The following is a 15,165-nucleotide window of genomic DNA, read 5'->3' as shown; positions in this document are numbered from 1 at the left end:
TCACCATGTTGAGGGCGCGCGGTCTGTCCTACTCTGGGGACGATTGCGCCGATTCATCCTCTTTCTGTGTACCGGGCGTGCAGCGTCACCCACAATCTGAGCGCACGCTGAACGGTGAGTGAACCACCGCCCAAATGCCGGGCTTTGTGGCATTCGATGGCTACCCTGAGGGCATGTCGACGATCAAGCATCCCGTCGGCCCCCAGTCCAGCAAAGTGTACTGGCGCCGGCGTCTCGTGGTTGGCCTTGGCCTGCTGGCCGTTCTGGTCGTTATTCTTCTCATCGTCATCCGGCCCGGTTCCAGCAATGGAGCGACAGGAGCCGCCGCGACGGGTGCGGCGACCGATGTTCCAGCAAACACCGACTCACCAGACGCCAGCGCGACGGATGCCCCGGCCAACACCATCCCCGAAGAGGAGACCGCGGTCGAAGGTGAGGCCTGCGATCCGAAAAAGGTGCAGGTGGAGGCGATAACGGATGCCGTCGATTACGACCCGGGCCAGAATCCTCAGCTCTCCCTGACCCTCACCAACACCGGAAAGGCGTCGTGCGTGCTGAACGCCGGCACTCGGGCGCAGATGTTCACCATCACGAGCGGCGAAGAGTCCTACTGGGCCTCAACCGACTGCCAGAAGGATCCGGTGGATGCACAGGTCACACTGGAACCGGGTGTTCCGGTGAGTTCGGCCACGCCGATCAACTGGGACCGCACCCGCTCAGCGGTTGACACGTGCGATGCACCGAATCGCGAAGCGGTTCCCGCCGGTGGTGCCTCGTACCACCTGACCGTGAGCGTCGACGGCATAGAGTCGGCCAGCCCGAAGCAGTTCCTGCTGTACTGACCTGCCGACTCGACCGATCGGCGTTCGCCAAGCGCGCACGTGACGGCTCGGCATCCGTTGCACCCGGATGATTGAATTGATCCCGTGACTGAATCGACACCGGAACCCCGCTCAGAGGCCCTCGCCGACGCGCTCGCCAAACAGGACGTGGCGTCCGTTGCCTACGCGCTGCGCAATGACGTGATCGTGGTGCCACAGCTCGTCGTGGACGGCAAGGCAGGGCAGGTTCGCGTGTTCGGTCGCGAAGGATCAGAAAAACGGATGCTGCTGCTCTTCTCCTCGGCAGAGAACTATGTGCGCATGGTTCCTGACGAGCCTGATCCGCAGGTGATGATCTGCGATGCACAGTGGCTGCGCGAGTTTCTCACCGTGCACGGCAGCGTGCTCGAGATGGTGTTCTTCGACATTGCGGGACCGCACGTGATGCAGGCCGCGCCCGCCGATCTCCTCGCTGCGCTCGGGCCGCTGCCGGGCACAGGCGCCACGTCCTAGGCTGCCGGAACGCTATAGGTTCACGGGGATGCGCCGGGCTTACGGGAAAGCGGAATCGAGTTCGGCCTCGCGAGGGGCCACGCCTGTGTTCAGCGCCGTAGCGACCGCGGCGGCGATCGATCCGCTTGAGGCGTCAATGAGGGTACGGAAGCCGAGCCGTCCGGCTTCGGCGGCTCGCTGCTTCGCGGCTGAGACCGGGCGGATTTCACCGGCGAGACTGATCTCGCCGAATGCGGCGACGTCATGGGCGATGGGCATGTTCTTTGCGGCAGAGGCGATCGCCAGTGCGATCGCGAGGTCGGAAGCAGGTTCGGTGAGCCGCACTCCGCCGACGGTGGAGACATAGACGTCTTTGTTGCTGAGCTGAATCTCAGCACGTCGCTCCAGAATGGCAAGCAACATCGCAACACGCGAGGAGTCGACACCGTTGGTGACGCGGCGCGGGTTCGGGGCAGAGGTGTCGGCAACGAGCGCCTGCACCTCGACCGGCATGGCTCGTCGTCCTTCGAGCGCGACCGTGACGCAGGTGCCGGATATCGGCTCGGAGCCGCGGCTGAGGAAGAGCCCGCTCGGGTCTGGGACCTCTGCGATGCCGTCGCCGGTCATCTCGAAGCAGCCCACTTCATCCGTCGGCCCGAATCGGTTCTTGAGTGCGCGCACAAAACGCAGGCTGGTGTGCCGGTCTCCTTCGAATTGGCAGACGACGTCGACGATGTGTTCGAGCAGTCGCGGCCCGGCGATGGTGCCGTCTTTCGTGACGTGACCGACGAGGAGAATCGGCAGGCTGCGGTCTTTGGCGACCCGGATGAGGGTGGACGCCACCTCCCGCACTTGGCCGGGCTGTCCGGCGATGCCGTCGGAGAGGGAACTCGAAATCGTCTGTACGGAGTCGACGATGACGAGGTCTGGTTTGATCGCGTCGATCTGGCCCAGGATGGTGGCGAGATCGGTCTCGGCGGCCAGGAAGAGTTCGGACTCGAGCGCGCCCGTGCGCTCCGCGCGCAGTCGCACCTGGCTGACAGATTCTTCGCCGCTGACGTAGAGCACCCTCGACTTGGCGCCGGCGGCCTTTGAGGCCACCTCGAGCAGCAGGGTGGACTTGCCGACGCCGGGTTCTCCGCTCAGTAGGATGACGGCGCCTGGAACGATCCCGCCGCCGAGAACGCGATCGAACTCATCGATGCCGGTCGGCCAGTGGGCAACAGCGATGGTGTCGACGTGGGTGATCGGCCGGGCAATACCGTCGCCCGAGACCAGTGTGGGTTTCAGCGAGCGGGCTGCGAGACCGGTGGATGCTGAGACCTCCATCACGGTGCCCCATTGCTGGCATTCGCCGCAGCGGCCGGCCCACTTCACGGTTGTCCAGCCGCACTCCGTGCAGCGGAAGTTCGAGACAGGTTTGGCCATGTCTGCGAGCCTAGCTGGCACCGCCGACACCGACCGGTGCTGGGCCGGTCGTCTGGGTGATGTCGCCGTCGGCGGGTGTCTGTTGAGGGGTCGTCGGTGACGGCTGTCGTGGGAATCGGTTGGCCACGTCTACGCTCAAAGCGGGGAGGAAGGCCTCTGCCCAGATGCGGTAACCGCGGTCATTCGGGTGGAACATGTCGTTGGCGAACTGCGTGGCAATGCTGCGGAATCCCTGCCGTTTTGTGGTGGCGTGCAGTGGTACGACGGTCAGGTCATGTTCGGCGGCGACCTCCCGCACAATGGCGTTCGCGACGGCGACCTTGAGTTCGTTGTGCCGAAAGTGGAAGCAGGGCAGGTCGGCGACGATGGCGTGGTCGGGGAGGGCAGAGAAGACCTCGCGGATGCCGGCGGTGAACACCGCGGCATCCCACAGCGCGATGTCGTTGGCGCCGATGGCGACGGTCACGATGTCGGGGGTGAGTTTGACGAACCGGGGCAGCTGGTCGCGCACGGCGAGCTCGACGGTGGCACCGGAGACGCTGAGGTTGATGACGCGCACCGTGCGGCCGGTGGCGAGACGGATGTGGTCGGCCAGTACGCCGACATAGCCTCGGTTGGGTTCGCTGGCACCGATGCCCTGGGCGGCGCTGTCGCCGATTGCGACGTAGAGGAGCTCGCCTTTTTCCTTGGCGTGGTCTCGCCACCACTTGGAGTTGATCGGCAGGGTTTCGTTCAGCGCGGCTGCGTTCTCGGCGATGCGATGGCGGAGGCGTTTGTAGCCAACGGTGCCGGTGGCCCAGAGCGCGGCGGCGGTCGTGAGCGCGACGGTGGTGATGAGTGCGGTTCGGATGACCTGGTTCGCGTTTGTCACCCGCTGAGGTTACAACGCCGGGCCGCCTTCGCGCATCCGTGGTGCCACGTTCGTCTCGGTTGGCGAAGGATGCCTGCTCTCGACTACAATCGTCCCCGGTACCGTGTCCGAGCGGCCGAAGGTACAACTCTCGAAAAGTTGTGTGGGTGAAAGTCCACCGTGGGTTCAAATCCCACCGGTACCGCCACAGTGAAGCCCCCTGCATCCCTTTGTTTCATTGGGAAGTGGGGGGTTTTGTTGCGTAGGGCCCGACCCCAGCGGTAACGCAGCGGTAACGGAACACCTGTGAGCTGGTGTGAGCAAGTGCGAGTCGAGCCAGGCGGTGCGTTGTAATCCGCGCGGGTGCCGGGCGATCATCAGACTCCCCTTGACGGTCACGGCGGCGAGTTGCGCTGTCGGGTTCGAGAACGCGTAGATCTCGCGTACTTGACTCCCGTCGGCATGTCTGGGGACGCGTTGTATGCCTGAAACTCTCGGATGCACACTCATACACATTCATCGTCGCTGAAATGTGCACGCGTAGTGAAGGGGTGAAACCCTTGCGGGGCAAGGGAAACAAGCGTCTCCAGCTTCGAGTAACGTGCACATTCTCGCGACGACAACACAAGTCTTAAAAAGTCCCCGGGCGCGCACAATTTCAACGGAGTTAGAAGAACCGTACACATTTGAACATCCTTTCTTGGGTGTGCCCAGAACGTCAACGCTTCTCCGTAAACCGCGGTACCGGCGGTACTTCCCCTCAGATCCCGCGGAAATCCAGGGAAGTCGCGTGCCGTATTCACGTGCTGAGGCACAGGCGTATTCGCCGGTACATACGGTGCAAGCGGCACAAACGCATTGGCTGATGAACCCCTTACGACGTCCGGCATGGCTGTACACGCTGTTGGACGCCGCTCTCGGCGGACCTGATTGTGGTAACGCCGTGCTGGACCGCGGGGCCAGCCCACCGTGCTCATAGGGTTGAATCATGAATATCTCAGCGTTTCAGTGGCTCCCCGAACGCCACCTCGGAGTTGCATCGATGCTCGCTCACGCCGACGAGCTGATCGAGCAAGTGGGCGAGTTCCTGAACGGCGGGCCGCTGGACGACAAGCCTGCCAGGACGATCGAGATGCCTGCTCGACTCACGCAGGAGGAGTTCGCTGACTGGGTGGTGAAGCGGCCTCGCCTCACTCCGGACTCTATGAAGTCGGGCAGCGACCTCCTGCGCCGAGTTCGCGGGTTGCAGCCCTTCCTACCGCAACGTGAGGCCTGACCTGCACCAATTGGCACGGCTGGCGTCCCACACCAACCACGCAAAGCATCGGACGCCTGCGATCACGGCGGTGCGGCTCGTAGCGGTCGTCAGGGATGATGAGACGCCGCGTTCGCTCCGCGACCTTCCCCTACGTCCCGAGGAGCCGTTGCGCGTGGGCCAGGTCATCACGGAAACGCCGCTGGGCAGGCGTGGGGTCCAGGGGTTGAGAAGCCCCCGGCTTCAGCCGTGGGGAGGATTCAAGATTGAGTGGCGGTCTGAGTGAAACCCATGAGCAAACAGGGCCCGTCGACACAGAGTGGACCTAACTCAGAATAAGCCACCCTCATAACTAAGGCTATGCGAATAGCCTTTGGTATGCTGTGATGATGACCACGGATAAACGGCAGCCCGGCGCTTGGCCTGCGATCGGCTACGAGGCGCACCCCTGGGTGCGCACCGGCGACGAGGTCGCGTCCCGTCGGGCCCTACTCCAGGCTCGCGGCGATTATCACGCCGCCGTCCCCAGGTTTATTGCCGCTGTCCCGGTGGGACTGGCCGCAGAGACGATAGCCCTGGCTGATGATGCGAGCCAGGAGCTGGCCCGGTTCGACGCCGAAGCCGGAACGATCGCTGCCCCGTTCGCCTCGATCCTTCTGCGCAGCGAGTCTGCCTCCAGCTCAGAGGTCGAGAACCTCACCTCAAGCGCCAAGCAGGTGGCCCTCGCGGAGATCGGCGAGTCGCGGTCCGGCAACGCGCGCCTGGTCGTCGCGAACGTCAACGCCATGAAGGCAGCCATCGCGCTGTCTGATCGTCTGGACGAGGAGTCGATTCTCGCGATGCACGACGCGCTGCTGCGGGACACAGCACCAGAGTATGTCGGACACTGGCGCGATCAGCAGGTATGGATCGGCGGCGGAAGCATCTCCCCGCACGCTGCGACGTTCGTGCCGCCACATCAAGACCGGGTCCCCGACCTCATGGCTGACGTAGTCTCCTTCGCCCGGCGCACCGACGTGCCTGTCCTCGCTCAGGCGGCGATCGCGCACGCCCAGTTCGAAACCATCCACCCGTTCCCCGACGGAAACGGTCGGACGGGACGCGCGCTCCTGCAGGGCATGCTCCGCCACGGCCGCCTGACCCGCAACGTCACTGTGCCTGTATCAGCAGGATTCCTGCGCGACACTGATGGCTATTTCAGCGCGCTGACCGAGTACCGGGCTGGACGCCCGGACCCGATTGTCATCGCGGTGGCCGAGGCGTCGTTCGCGGCTGTGCAGAACGGTCGTGCACTCGTGGGTGACATCCAGGCCGCCGCGAAACGCTGGGACAGCCAGATCATCGCCCGAAGCGACTCGTCGGTGCACCTGGTGAAGCAGCACCTGCTCCGCCAGCCGGTCGTGAACACGAAGACCGTCGCCGCGGAGCTTGAGATCAGCGAAGTTGCAGCGCAGAGCGCGATCGACCGCCTCGTCGACGCCGAGGTCCTCACGAAGATCAGCGCCGGCCGCCGCAACCGCATCTGGCAGGCACCCGAGATCCTCGCTGCACTCGATGCGTTTGGCGCACGGGCCAGACGCCGCCGCGGCTGAGAACTGCAAGGCCTGGATTCGTGAGAGTGAGGGCATGCTCACCGATTGTCACCTCGGGTGCCGTGGGCTGCGTTGCCGATAGTGCTCTCCGTCAATTTCAGTACTTCAGTTCCAGGCGACCGCGGTACGTTGGCCCCCCAGCAATATCGGCACTTTGCTTTTGGCACGGACTCTACTGCCCACGACAGTCGCGCTACGAGGCGTCGACTTCTGGATCCGGCTCTTGGCCGAAGACGAAACGCCGACCGCTCAGCTCGTGGACGTCGATGCGCACGTAGTGACGTTTGACGCTCGGAATCCATGACTTCAGCGGCAGGTGTTCGGCCTCGGCGATCTCGGCCTCGGTTTCGAGGGCGTGCGCAGTGCCCTTGACGACAATGCTCCAGCCTTCGGTCTCGGTGTAATCATCGACTTCGAAGGCGACCTTCTCGTTCGCCGTGAGGCCGAAAAGTTTCGTCCCTTCTGCGGTGCGGAACGTCACCGAACCGGCCTGCGCCACATAGTTGACCGGGAAGACATCCGGCTGTCCGGCGATCGAAACCGCGACCCGTCCGAACCTCGCTGTCGACAGCAACGCCCATGCTTCGTCTTCACTGAGCTTCTTGATGCTCTCGTTGGTTTCACTCATGACTCGTGTCTACCTGCTTTTACTGGGGAACGCCAGAGGCCTGCCTGATTCAGAGGAAAGGGCCGGTCTCCTCTTGCGCGACGGGAGATTAGGCATGCTAGGCAATGCTTACTACGACGGATACTCCCGCTCGAAGGACGGCTCCGAACTCCCGCCCTACGCCGTTGCGGTCGCTGGAGTCGAGCGGCAAGGGCGTCCTGCCCCTTCCCGGCATCGCTGGACGAGATCGACTGTTTCGGGGCCTGGCGCGCTTGCCCAATGAACTCCGCAACCCGATCCGCGCTGTGCGCCCCGAGGTTGATGACACGATCACCAGTCGATCGGAGGGTGGGCGTAGTAGTGGCAGGTAGCCACCACTGTCGGCATGCAGAAGATCTCGATCGAGGCCCTCGCCCGTCAACAGCTTGCTACCGCGGTCGATGCGGGTCCTTGCGTCAAACCGTCATCGGGATGCTCAAAGGTGGCTCCTTGGGTGAACACGACAATCAGGACGATGCCACCGTCTCCGTGCTTCGTGGCCAAATCCGGTTATGGGTGGGCGAAGATTTTTGGGAGGCATGGACTGGAGACCTTCTCATAGTGCCCGCCGCGCGCCACCGTTTCGACGTCCTGGAGGACTCTGCGCTGCTCATGAGCGTAGCCAAGCGGCCTTACCCTCCTGGCCAGCTGTCCCCATGAATCAGTTCAGGCGTGCTTCTCTTGGACGGTCAACTCTTCGAGTAGAGAGCTGTACCTGGACCGATTTCGATGGACCCCGGATTCCCTCGACGGCGACCTGCATGACGCACTAGCGGAACGGGAAGCCGCGCGCAGCGGGAGAGCCTCAGACAGTCCCCGGGAGTAGCCATCCGCCTCACTCGGCTGTCGCTACGCCGCGTCGTCCATCGCCGGCGAACCCAGCAATCTGTTAGCGCACGGCCGAAAGAAGCGCAGCGCGCGCTGAGCAGTCAGCGGGAGTGAGAAAGCGCTGGCAGATGTCACCGCGAGTTACTCAGATGGCAATTCCCCTACCCATGCTGTGGAAAGCGTCTAAGAATCTTGGAAGAAAGCAAGCGGATTCTTGAGAGTAAGACGTCCCTTCCACGAATTGAGAATGCCATGTCGCATCCCGTATCCGCACCGCACCGTGTACCTGCGCCGCGAGCCACGAACCGCTCGCGCCTCGCGAAGCGCCGGTTCGGGTGGGCTGACCTGATTATCATGTGCGGCTGGATGTCTGTGGCCGCGGCTGTATCGCTCTACCTGGCTTCAGGGGGCCTCGCTTCGATCGTGGGTGCCGCTTCCACCGTCACCGCCCTCGGCATCGTGATGGGCCTGATCGGCACAGATCTCGTGCTGTTGATGGTGCTGCTGGCCGCGCGCATCCCCTTCATCGATCACGTCATTGGCCAAGACGTAGCCATGGGATGGCACCGTCGCCTCGGGAAACCAGCCCTGTACCTGCTGTTAGCGCACGGCGCGCTCGTGACCATTGGTTATGCGATGAGTGACACCACCAACGTCGTAGCGGAGACGATTATGTTCTGGGCGACACCTGACCTCGTTCTCGCCTATCTCGCGATGGTATTGTTCGTGGCGATTGTAGTGACCTCAATCGTCGCTGTGCGGCGCAAGTTTCCCTATGAGGTGTGGCATGTGATCCACCTGCTCAGTTATGCGGCAGTGTTCCTCGCCCTCCCTCACCAGCTGAGCATTGGTGCCGTGCTGGCCGAGGGAACCGCCCAACGAGCCTATTGGATTGCCCTATATGTTTCCGCATTCGGTGCCATCGTGTGGTTCCGATTTTTGACGCCGACGATACGCTCGCTGCGTCATGGCATCCACGTCGAATCGGTCGAAGCGATCGCAGCGGGGGTCGTGTCCATCCATCTGCGCGGTCGCGATCTTGACCGGCTTCAGACTGTTGGCGGCCAGTATGCGATCTGGCGGTTCTGGGCGCGTGGCGTCTGGTGGCATGCGCATCCGATTTCCTTCTCCGCAGTTCCCACTCGCTCCTCGGCGCGGATCACCGTGAGGCAACTGGGCAAGGGGAGCGCCCAGCTGGCGATGCTGCAGCCCGGAACGGCTGTTTCCGTTGAAGGGCCGTATGGAATCTTCACTGATCGCGCTCGCACCTCCTCACGTATCGCGATCATTGCAGCGGGAATCGGTATCACGCCAGTGCGCACTTTGCTCGAACACTCCCAGCCCGCACCAGGCGAGGCGATAGTGCTCCTTCGCGGCACAGACGAGTCGCAGCGCTATCTCTGGCATGAGGTGCAGGCCCTGGCCGCGAGGTCTTCCACGATCGTCTATTCGATGGTGGGCCAGCGCCCAGCAGGCCTCGACACGTGGATGTCGGCGGAGGCGCTGGCTCGGGGTGTCACCTTGCGCAATGTTTTCCCCGAGATTCTGAATTCGGATCTCTATGTGTGCGGTCCGCAACGGTGGGCGGATCTGGTGATCCGTGATGCAAAGGCCGAGGGCTTGCGAGACGAGCAGATCCACGTTGAAAGGTTTGACTGGTGAGAACACGCGCGATCCTCGGGAGCATATTCTCGGCATCCGCAATTCTGATTGTTGGATGGGAGCTTGGAGGGACAATCCACACGGTCCCCGCGACCGTATCCACTTCGCAAATAGAGTCAGCGACCCCCGGTGCCAGCAGCACGCCCACACTTGTTCCGCAACCCGCTACGCCCCAGACCACGACGGGCTCCCAAGCCCTGCCAAATACGAGCACGCAGGCAGCCGCTGACGGAACTTTCCTCGGAGCAGGGACCTCAACCCCTTATGGCGAAGTTCAAGTTCAAGTCACTATCTCGGGCGGAAGCATCACCGGCGTGACCGCGGTGCACTTAACCGATGCTGACGGACGTTCTGTTCAAATTAGCAATCGGGCGGCCCCCGTACTTCGACAAGAAGTCCTCTCATCCCAATCTGCGAAAGTGCAGATGGTGTCCGGCGCCACCTACACGAGTGATGGCTACCTTTCTTCGTTGCAGTCCGCCCTCGACCAGGCGGGATTCTGATGATGGCGACGTATACCTTTGCCACGATGGGAACTGTGGCCAGCCTGATCTTTGACCAGAGAAGGCCAGACACTAGTATTCTGCGCGCCGTGGAAGCCCTATTCTACGAAGACGACAAGCGCTTCTCGCTCTATCGTCGTGAATCCGAAATCAGCCGGATAGCTCGTGGCGAGCTATCGCTCATTGCAAGCAGCGCGGAGTTTCGGGATGCCTACGAACTCGCGGCAGAATGGCGCTTGCTGAGCTACGGTGCGTTCACGCCCGAGCGGCCAGACGGGACGCTCGATCTCTCGGGAATCGTGAAAGCCCTTTCAATCGACAAGGCGCGACTCGCGCTTGAACGAAACGGTATTTCCAATGTGATCGTCGATGTTGGCGGGGATGCTCTGGCGATGGGAACCCATCGCGGAGCCCCTTGGGCGGCTGGAATCGTCGATCCCTTGAACCGGTCACGATTGCTCTGCTCGGTGCCGCTCGAGGGAGGCGATTGCGCAATCGCAACCTCTGGAACGTCGGAACGTGGTGAGCACATTTGGTCCGCACACCCCTCGCCGTATCGGCAGGTTACTGTGCTTGCACAAGACATCATCACTGCCGACGTTCTCGCCACCGCAATCCTTGCTGGTGGCCGAGAGACTCGTGACGACATGACGCAACGGTGGAACATTGGTGTACTCACCGTTGATCACAACGGCGCACTGGAGATGACACCGGGTATGCGCACCACGACACTCACCATGAACGCCGCACCGACATGAGCCTCACGTGCGCCTATGCTTCGAGCATGGTTGATGGGGCCCGCATCCTGATCGTCGAAGACGACAAGGACCTTGCGCGCATGCTCCAAGACCTTCTCGGCTCAGAAGGCTACGCAACGACACTTGCCCGCGACGGTCAGCGGGCACTTCACGAAGGGCTTACGAACAGTTTCGACGTACTCTTGCTCGACCGCGGGCTCCCCGTGATCGACGGTCTCAGCGTGCTTATGAAACTCCGTGACCGCGGAGTCATCACTCCCGCCCTCATCCTCTCCGCGTTGGCCAACCCTGCAGACCGTGTCGAAGGACTCGATCGAGGCGCAGAGGACTATCTCCCGAAGCCCTTCGATATCGACGAACTCCTGGCCAGGCTTCGCGCGCTACTACGTCGGCCACGATCGATGGCGCACGTGCTCCGTTTCCCAGGAGGCTCGTTCGACACCGACAGCCGTACCGCATCTCTGGCGAACAGCGTCGTCGTTCTCCTCTCCGAACGTGAGGGGTCGCTTCTCGCCCATCTTGCCAAGCGGCCGAATCAAGTCTTCGCTCGTGGCGAGTTGCTCGACGCAGTATTTCCCGATGCCGATGACCGCGGAGTCGTTGACACATATGTGCACTACCTTCGCAAGAAGATCGGGCGCAAAGCCGTCCTCACCATCCGCGGTGTCGGGTACCAGCTAGGCCATATCGATGAAGCGTAGGCAGGCTCCTGAGCTACGCAAGGCCGTGCGTCGGCTCACTCTTCAATTCACCGGCCTCATGCTTCTCATAATTGTGCTGCTTGGGGGCGTTGTGTTCGCGATCGTCAATCAGAGCGCAGCAGAAGCCAACACGAAAGCACTGCTCGATGCGACACGCATCGATTCACCACAAGACGCCCCTAGCGGGACCTGGATCGCCGTTTGGCGCAACGGTACCCTTGAGAGCTCGCACGAACAGATAACCGGTCTTCCCGACCTCACCGCACGGGAGCAGGCGGCGGCGACTCACGGTTCTGTGCGCACGACGATTACAAGTGACGGTAGAACTCTTGATGTGCTAACGGTCGCAGGCAGAGGTGGCGAGGTGCAAGTGGCTCGAGACCAGCACGAGACAAGAGAAGAACTCGACCGTCTTCTCTGGGCCCTTGTGATTGCCGGCAGTATCGCTGCCATCTTGAGCGCAGCAGGATCGGCGTGGATGGCGCGCCGCGCTATTCAGCCGTTGGCCGACGCACTCGAACTGCAACGACGTTTCGTGGCCGACGCCAGTCACGAGCTCCGTACACCGCTCACCTTGCTCAGCACCCGCGCCCAGCTCGCACGGCGGCGACTCGGTGCACTTGGCGCCCTCGAGACCGACACCCACACTCTCGAGGATCTGAACGGCGTCGTGGAAGACGCAGAGAAGCTCACTGGAATCCTTGAAGATCTGCTGATCGCTGCTGACACACGATCGGCTCCACCGCACACCATTGTCGATGTTGCCGCGGTCGCGAAATCCGCCATGGTTGCAACCGAAGCTGTCGCCAGCCAACATTCCGTAGAAATTCGACCTGGAGTTCTGCAGAACGGAGCCACCGTTGTTGCATCCGGACCAGCCATTGAACGTCTGTTTGTCGCGCTACTCGACAATGCAATTGACCATGCCCGTTCGCGGGTTGAGGTGACGGTAGCGGTGAAAGGCAAAGTCGTCACCGCGCGCATCAGCGATGACGGGCCGGGGTTCACCGAGGTTCCGAAGGCACGAGCATTCGAACGATTCGCGACGACCCGAGAAGAGCAGCAGGCGTCAGCTGCACCGAGACACTACGGGATCGGATTGGCTCTCGTCGCGGAAATCGCAGGCAGGGCAGGAGGGAGCGTACGAATCGATAATGCCCCCGACGGCATTGGAGCGTCGATCCTCGTGGAGCTTCCACACAGTCCGTGACCGAACAATTGAGCGGCCAGCAAGTCCTTCATGGCTATCGCGACCGGCAGGTGCTTACATGAACCCATGTCTTCGACCGAAAGCGCTTCTGGCGCCCATGCGAACGAGCCCCACCTCGGCGACCTTTCCGGCAAACTGAACTGGCTGCGCGCCGGAGTTCTCGGCGCCAATGATGGCATCGTCTCCGTCGCCTCACTCGTAGTCGGTGTCGCCGGCGCCACGACGAACTCCGCACCACTTCTCACGGCCGGTATCGCCGGGCTGGTGGGTGGGGCCATCTCAATGGCTTTGGGCGAATACGTGTCGGTGAGTAGCCAAAGCGACAGTCAGAGGGCACTCATCGCCAAAGAGAAGCGGGAACTCGCTGAACAACCGGAACTAGAGCTCGCCGAGCTCGCGGGCCTGTACGAGGCGAAGGGCCTCACCTCTGCCACAGCGCGGCGGGTCGCCCAGGAGCTAACGGCCCACGACCCTCTCGCAGCGCATCTCGATATCGAACTCGGGATCAAGGAGAACAGCGTGGTGAGCCCGTGGGCCGCCGCCGGAGCGTCCGCTCTCGCATTCACGATCGGCGCTCTGCTGCCCCTACTGGCGATCTTGCTGCCACCAGTCGAAGCGCGAGTTCCTGTCACATTTGTGGTGGTATTGCTCGCTCTCGCGGCCACCGGCTACACGAGCGCACGCATCGGCGGAAGCGCAGTCCTACGCCCAACCATTCGCGTAGTCATTGGCGGCGGACTTGCCCTTGCCGCCACCTACGCGATCGGCACGCTACTTGGTACCAGCGGCATCGTGTGAATCGCGGCAGGCTTAGGCGTCGTCGGAGTCGGGCGCGTCAACGACCGTCGAGATTGCTTGTGTTGCGGACTTCGGCGAGAGGTTCAGTCAGTGAGCGTACGCACCACGTCGCGTGGCGCCGCGTCAGCTCGGCTCGGCGACTTGCAGTCTGGAAGACCCGCGCGACCGTTCGCGCTGGGCCTGAAGGGCCGAATCGTATTCGAGTTCCCAGTCGGCATCAACGGCGATACCGAGGCGCTCGGCCTCCTCAACGCTCAACTCCCGGGGGAAGCCGTGGGTGTCAGAAAGCAGGAAGACGTCTGCACCGGTCAGCGTGCGTCCCTCGAATCCGCGCAACGCCTTCAGCCCGGCCTGCAGGGTGCGCCTGAACGACGCTTCCTCGCGCAGCAGAACCTCGAGAATCTCATCCCGTCGATCGGCCAGCTCAGGGAACGCGTCCTCGTAGAGGCCGGCGATCTGGTCGACGACGGCCCCGAAGAAACTGTCGCGCAGGCCGATCCCGTATGCCGTGCGGATGGCACGACGCAGCAGGCGCCGCATCACGTACCCCTGCTCCTTGTTCGACGGCCTCACACCGTCCGATGCAAGGAACACCGCACCACGGAGGTGGTCGGCGATGATCCTCAGCGAGTGCGGGTCATCCGCATAGCTGGTGCCGGAGAGCCGTTCGAGAGTTTCGACGATCGGCGCAAGCAGGCTGATGCGATAGACATCCGGTGTGCCGAGGGATGCCGCGGCGATCCGTTCGAGTCCGCCGCCGAAGTCGACGTTGCGTTGCTCGAGCGGAGTGAAGGAGCCGTCGAGTTCGCGACGGTATTGCATGAAGACCTGGTTGCCGATCTCCATGAACTTCCCACTGTCACTGGCGGGGTGCGCCAGTCCGAACGCCGGGTCGTGGTGATCGGGGCCGAAATCGTAGAACACCTCGCTGTCGGGTCCGCATGGGTCCCCGAGTGGGGTGGTGAACAGGTCGCCGCCACGGCTCCACCAGTTCTCCGTCGAGTCGTAGAAGAAGATCCGCTCGCCTTCGCGCACGCCACGTGCGTCGCCGTCCGCCTGGCTGCCGATCGACGCGATACCCGCTTCGATGCCCTTCTCGGCGAAGACTCGTTGCCAGATCGACGCAGCCTCGTCGTCTCTCGGGATGCCGTGTTCAGCATCCCCGATGAAGCAGGTGACAGATATGCGAGCGGGGTCGAGGCCGACGACATCGACCAGGAACTCGAAGAACCAGCGAATCTGCTGCTCCTTGAAGTAGTCGCCCAGGCTCCAGTTGCCCAGCATCTCGAAGAACGTGGTGTGGCGGTTGTCGCCGACGTTCTCGATGTCCTGAGCGCGCAGGCACGGCTGGCTGTCGACCAACCGGTGGCCGTCTGGATGCTCCTGCCCGAGCAGGTACGGGAGGAGCGCCTGCATCCCGCTGCCAGTGAAGAGGGTGCTCGGGTCATGCTTCGGGGTGAGGCTGGCCCGCGTGATCTGGGCGTGCCCACGATCACGCTGGAATTGCAGGAACGAGGAGCGGATGTCGTGTGCGTCCATAGGTGTGAGCCTCAAGGTCAGGGGTGAAGGTGCCCCAACGCTAGCAAACGGCAGCAGCGCGACATGGCAAAGCCCCCTGCGC

The 15,165-nt window shown here is 62.8% G+C and carries 14 protein-coding genes and 1 tRNA gene; 11 read left to right on the top strand and 4 right to left on the bottom strand.

Annotated elements, in window-relative coordinates; translation table 11 throughout:
- The first annotated feature begins 173 nt into the window (after positions 1-173).
- Both K323_RS0100510 and K323_RS0100505 read left to right on the top strand, forming a co-directional pair.
- Positions 174-842, top strand: a complete 669-nt coding sequence (locus tag K323_RS0100510; RefSeq protein ID WP_026851050.1) for a hypothetical protein — start codon at positions 174-176, stop codon at positions 840-842.
- Positions 843-926: 84 nt separating this feature from the next.
- The gene (locus K323_RS0100505; protein ID WP_022883334.1) at positions 927-1,334 is read left to right on the top strand and encodes a hypothetical protein; all 408 of its coding nucleotides are present in this window, start codon (positions 927-929) and stop codon (positions 1,332-1,334) included.
- A 39-nt stretch (positions 1,335-1,373) separates the two neighbouring features.
- Here the strand turns inward: K323_RS0100505 and radA are convergent, their stop codons facing one another.
- Positions 1,374-2,741 (bottom strand): DNA repair protein RadA, encoded by a 1,368-nt coding sequence (gene radA, locus K323_RS0100500; RefSeq protein WP_022883333.1) that lies wholly within the window; start codon positions 2,739-2,741, stop codon positions 1,374-1,376.
- A 10-nt stretch (positions 2,742-2,751) separates the two neighbouring features.
- Positions 2,752-3,612, bottom strand: a complete 861-nt coding sequence (locus K323_RS23415; RefSeq protein WP_022883332.1) for an SGNH/GDSL hydrolase family protein — start codon at positions 3,610-3,612, stop codon at positions 2,752-2,754.
- Between the two features lie 97 nt (positions 3,613-3,709).
- Here K323_RS23415 and K323_RS0100490 point away from each other — a divergent pair.
- The 3 genes from K323_RS0100490 (at position 3,710) to K323_RS0100480 (ending at position 6,438) form a co-directional block, all read left to right on the top strand.
- A tRNA-Ser gene (locus K323_RS0100490) sits at positions 3,710-3,799 on the top strand.
- A gap of 780 nt (positions 3,800-4,579) precedes the next feature.
- Positions 4,580-4,867, top strand: coding sequence for a hypothetical protein (locus K323_RS0100485; RefSeq protein WP_157509300.1), 288 nt, complete (start codon positions 4,580-4,582; stop codon positions 4,865-4,867).
- Between the two features lie 368 nt (positions 4,868-5,235).
- Positions 5,236-6,438 carry a Fic family protein gene (locus K323_RS0100480; protein ID WP_026851048.1) on the top strand — a complete coding sequence of 401 codons (1,203 nt, stop codon included), beginning with the start codon at positions 5,236-5,238 and terminating at the stop codon, positions 6,436-6,438.
- A gap of 193 nt (positions 6,439-6,631) precedes the next feature.
- Here K323_RS0100480 and K323_RS0100475 read toward each other — a convergent pair whose 3' ends face one another.
- On the bottom strand, positions 6,632-7,066 hold the full coding sequence (locus K323_RS0100475) for a pyridoxamine 5'-phosphate oxidase family protein (protein WP_022883329.1): 435 nt from the start codon (positions 7,064-7,066) through the stop codon (positions 6,632-6,634).
- Between the two features lie 1,212 nt (positions 7,067-8,278).
- On the opposite strand from K323_RS0100475, the gene K323_RS0100465 reads away from it, so the two are divergent.
- The 6 genes from K323_RS0100465 (at position 8,279) to K323_RS0100440 (ending at position 13,544) form a co-directional block, all read left to right on the top strand.
- Complete coding sequence (locus K323_RS0100465; protein ID WP_245570882.1) at positions 8,279-9,574, top strand: ferredoxin reductase family protein; 1,296 nt, start codon at positions 8,279-8,281, stop codon at positions 9,572-9,574.
- A complete protein-coding gene (locus tag K323_RS30625; protein ID WP_281170146.1) occupies positions 9,571-10,077 on the top strand; it encodes an FMN-binding protein in 507 nt (168 codons plus the stop codon). The genes K323_RS0100465 and K323_RS30625 overlap by 4 nt, the downstream gene beginning before the upstream one ends.
- Before the next feature lie 26 nt (positions 10,078-10,103).
- The gene (locus K323_RS0100455; RefSeq protein WP_026851046.1) at positions 10,104-10,835 is read left to right on the top strand and encodes an FAD:protein FMN transferase; all 732 of its coding nucleotides are present in this window, start codon (positions 10,104-10,106) and stop codon (positions 10,833-10,835) included.
- Positions 10,836-10,861: 26 nt separating this feature from the next.
- Positions 10,862-11,536, top strand: a complete 675-nt coding sequence (locus K323_RS0100450) for a response regulator transcription factor (RefSeq protein WP_211219802.1) — start codon at positions 10,862-10,864, stop codon at positions 11,534-11,536.
- Complete coding sequence (locus K323_RS0100445) at positions 11,526-12,746, top strand: sensor histidine kinase (protein ID WP_084696952.1); 1,221 nt, start codon at positions 11,526-11,528, stop codon at positions 12,744-12,746. The genes K323_RS0100450 and K323_RS0100445 overlap by 11 nt, the downstream gene beginning before the upstream one ends.
- 66 nt (positions 12,747-12,812) lie before the next feature.
- Complete coding sequence (locus K323_RS0100440) at positions 12,813-13,544, top strand: VIT1/CCC1 transporter family protein (protein WP_022883324.1); 732 nt, start codon at positions 12,813-12,815, stop codon at positions 13,542-13,544.
- Positions 13,545-13,667: 123 nt separating this feature from the next.
- Here the strand turns inward: K323_RS0100440 and K323_RS0100435 are convergent, their stop codons facing one another.
- Positions 13,668-15,083: an alanine--tRNA ligase-related protein gene (locus K323_RS0100435; protein WP_022883323.1), complete on the bottom strand. Its 1,416-nt coding sequence runs from the start codon at positions 15,081-15,083 to the stop codon at positions 13,668-13,670.
- Positions 15,084-15,165 lie beyond the last annotated feature (82 nt).

Source organism: Glaciibacter superstes DSM 21135 (genome assembly GCF_000421145.1).
GTDB lineage: Bacteria > Actinomycetota > Actinomycetes > Actinomycetales > Microbacteriaceae > Cryobacterium > Cryobacterium superstes.
Note: the sequence above shows the minus strand (reverse complement) of the source record. Positions and strands in the feature narration are given on the sequence as shown.

What these genes read in the sequence shown, in the direction of transcription:
- K323_RS0100510 (WP_026851050.1), top strand. Translation starts at nt 174, where the DNA reads ATGTCGACGATCAAGCATCCCGTCGGCCCCCAGTCCAGCAAAGTGTAC.
- radA (WP_022883333.1), bottom strand. Translation starts at nt 2,741, where the DNA reads ATGGCCAAACCTGTCTCGAACTTCCGCTGCACGGAGTGCGGCTGGACA.
- K323_RS0100485 (WP_157509300.1), top strand. Translation starts at nt 4,580, where the DNA reads ATGAATATCTCAGCGTTTCAGTGGCTCCCCGAACGCCACCTCGGAGTT.
- K323_RS0100480 (WP_026851048.1), top strand. Translation starts at nt 5,236, where the DNA reads ATGACCACGGATAAACGGCAGCCCGGCGCTTGGCCTGCGATCGGCTAC.
- K323_RS0100475 (WP_022883329.1), bottom strand. Translation starts at nt 7,066, where the DNA reads ATGAGTGAAACCAACGAGAGCATCAAGAAGCTCAGTGAAGACGAAGCA.
- K323_RS0100465 (WP_245570882.1), top strand. Translation starts at nt 8,279, where the DNA reads ATGTCTGTGGCCGCGGCTGTATCGCTCTACCTGGCTTCAGGGGGCCTC.
- K323_RS0100455 (WP_026851046.1), top strand. Translation starts at nt 10,104, where the DNA reads ATGGGAACTGTGGCCAGCCTGATCTTTGACCAGAGAAGGCCAGACACT.
- K323_RS0100450 (WP_211219802.1), top strand. Translation starts at nt 10,862, where the DNA reads ATGGTTGATGGGGCCCGCATCCTGATCGTCGAAGACGACAAGGACCTT.
- K323_RS0100445 (WP_084696952.1), top strand. Translation starts at nt 11,526, where the DNA reads ATGAAGCGTAGGCAGGCTCCTGAGCTACGCAAGGCCGTGCGTCGGCTC.
- K323_RS0100440 (WP_022883324.1), top strand. Translation starts at nt 12,813, where the DNA reads ATGTCTTCGACCGAAAGCGCTTCTGGCGCCCATGCGAACGAGCCCCAC.
- K323_RS0100435 (WP_022883323.1), bottom strand. Translation starts at nt 15,083, where the DNA reads ATGGACGCACACGACATCCGCTCCTCGTTCCTGCAATTCCAGCGTGAT.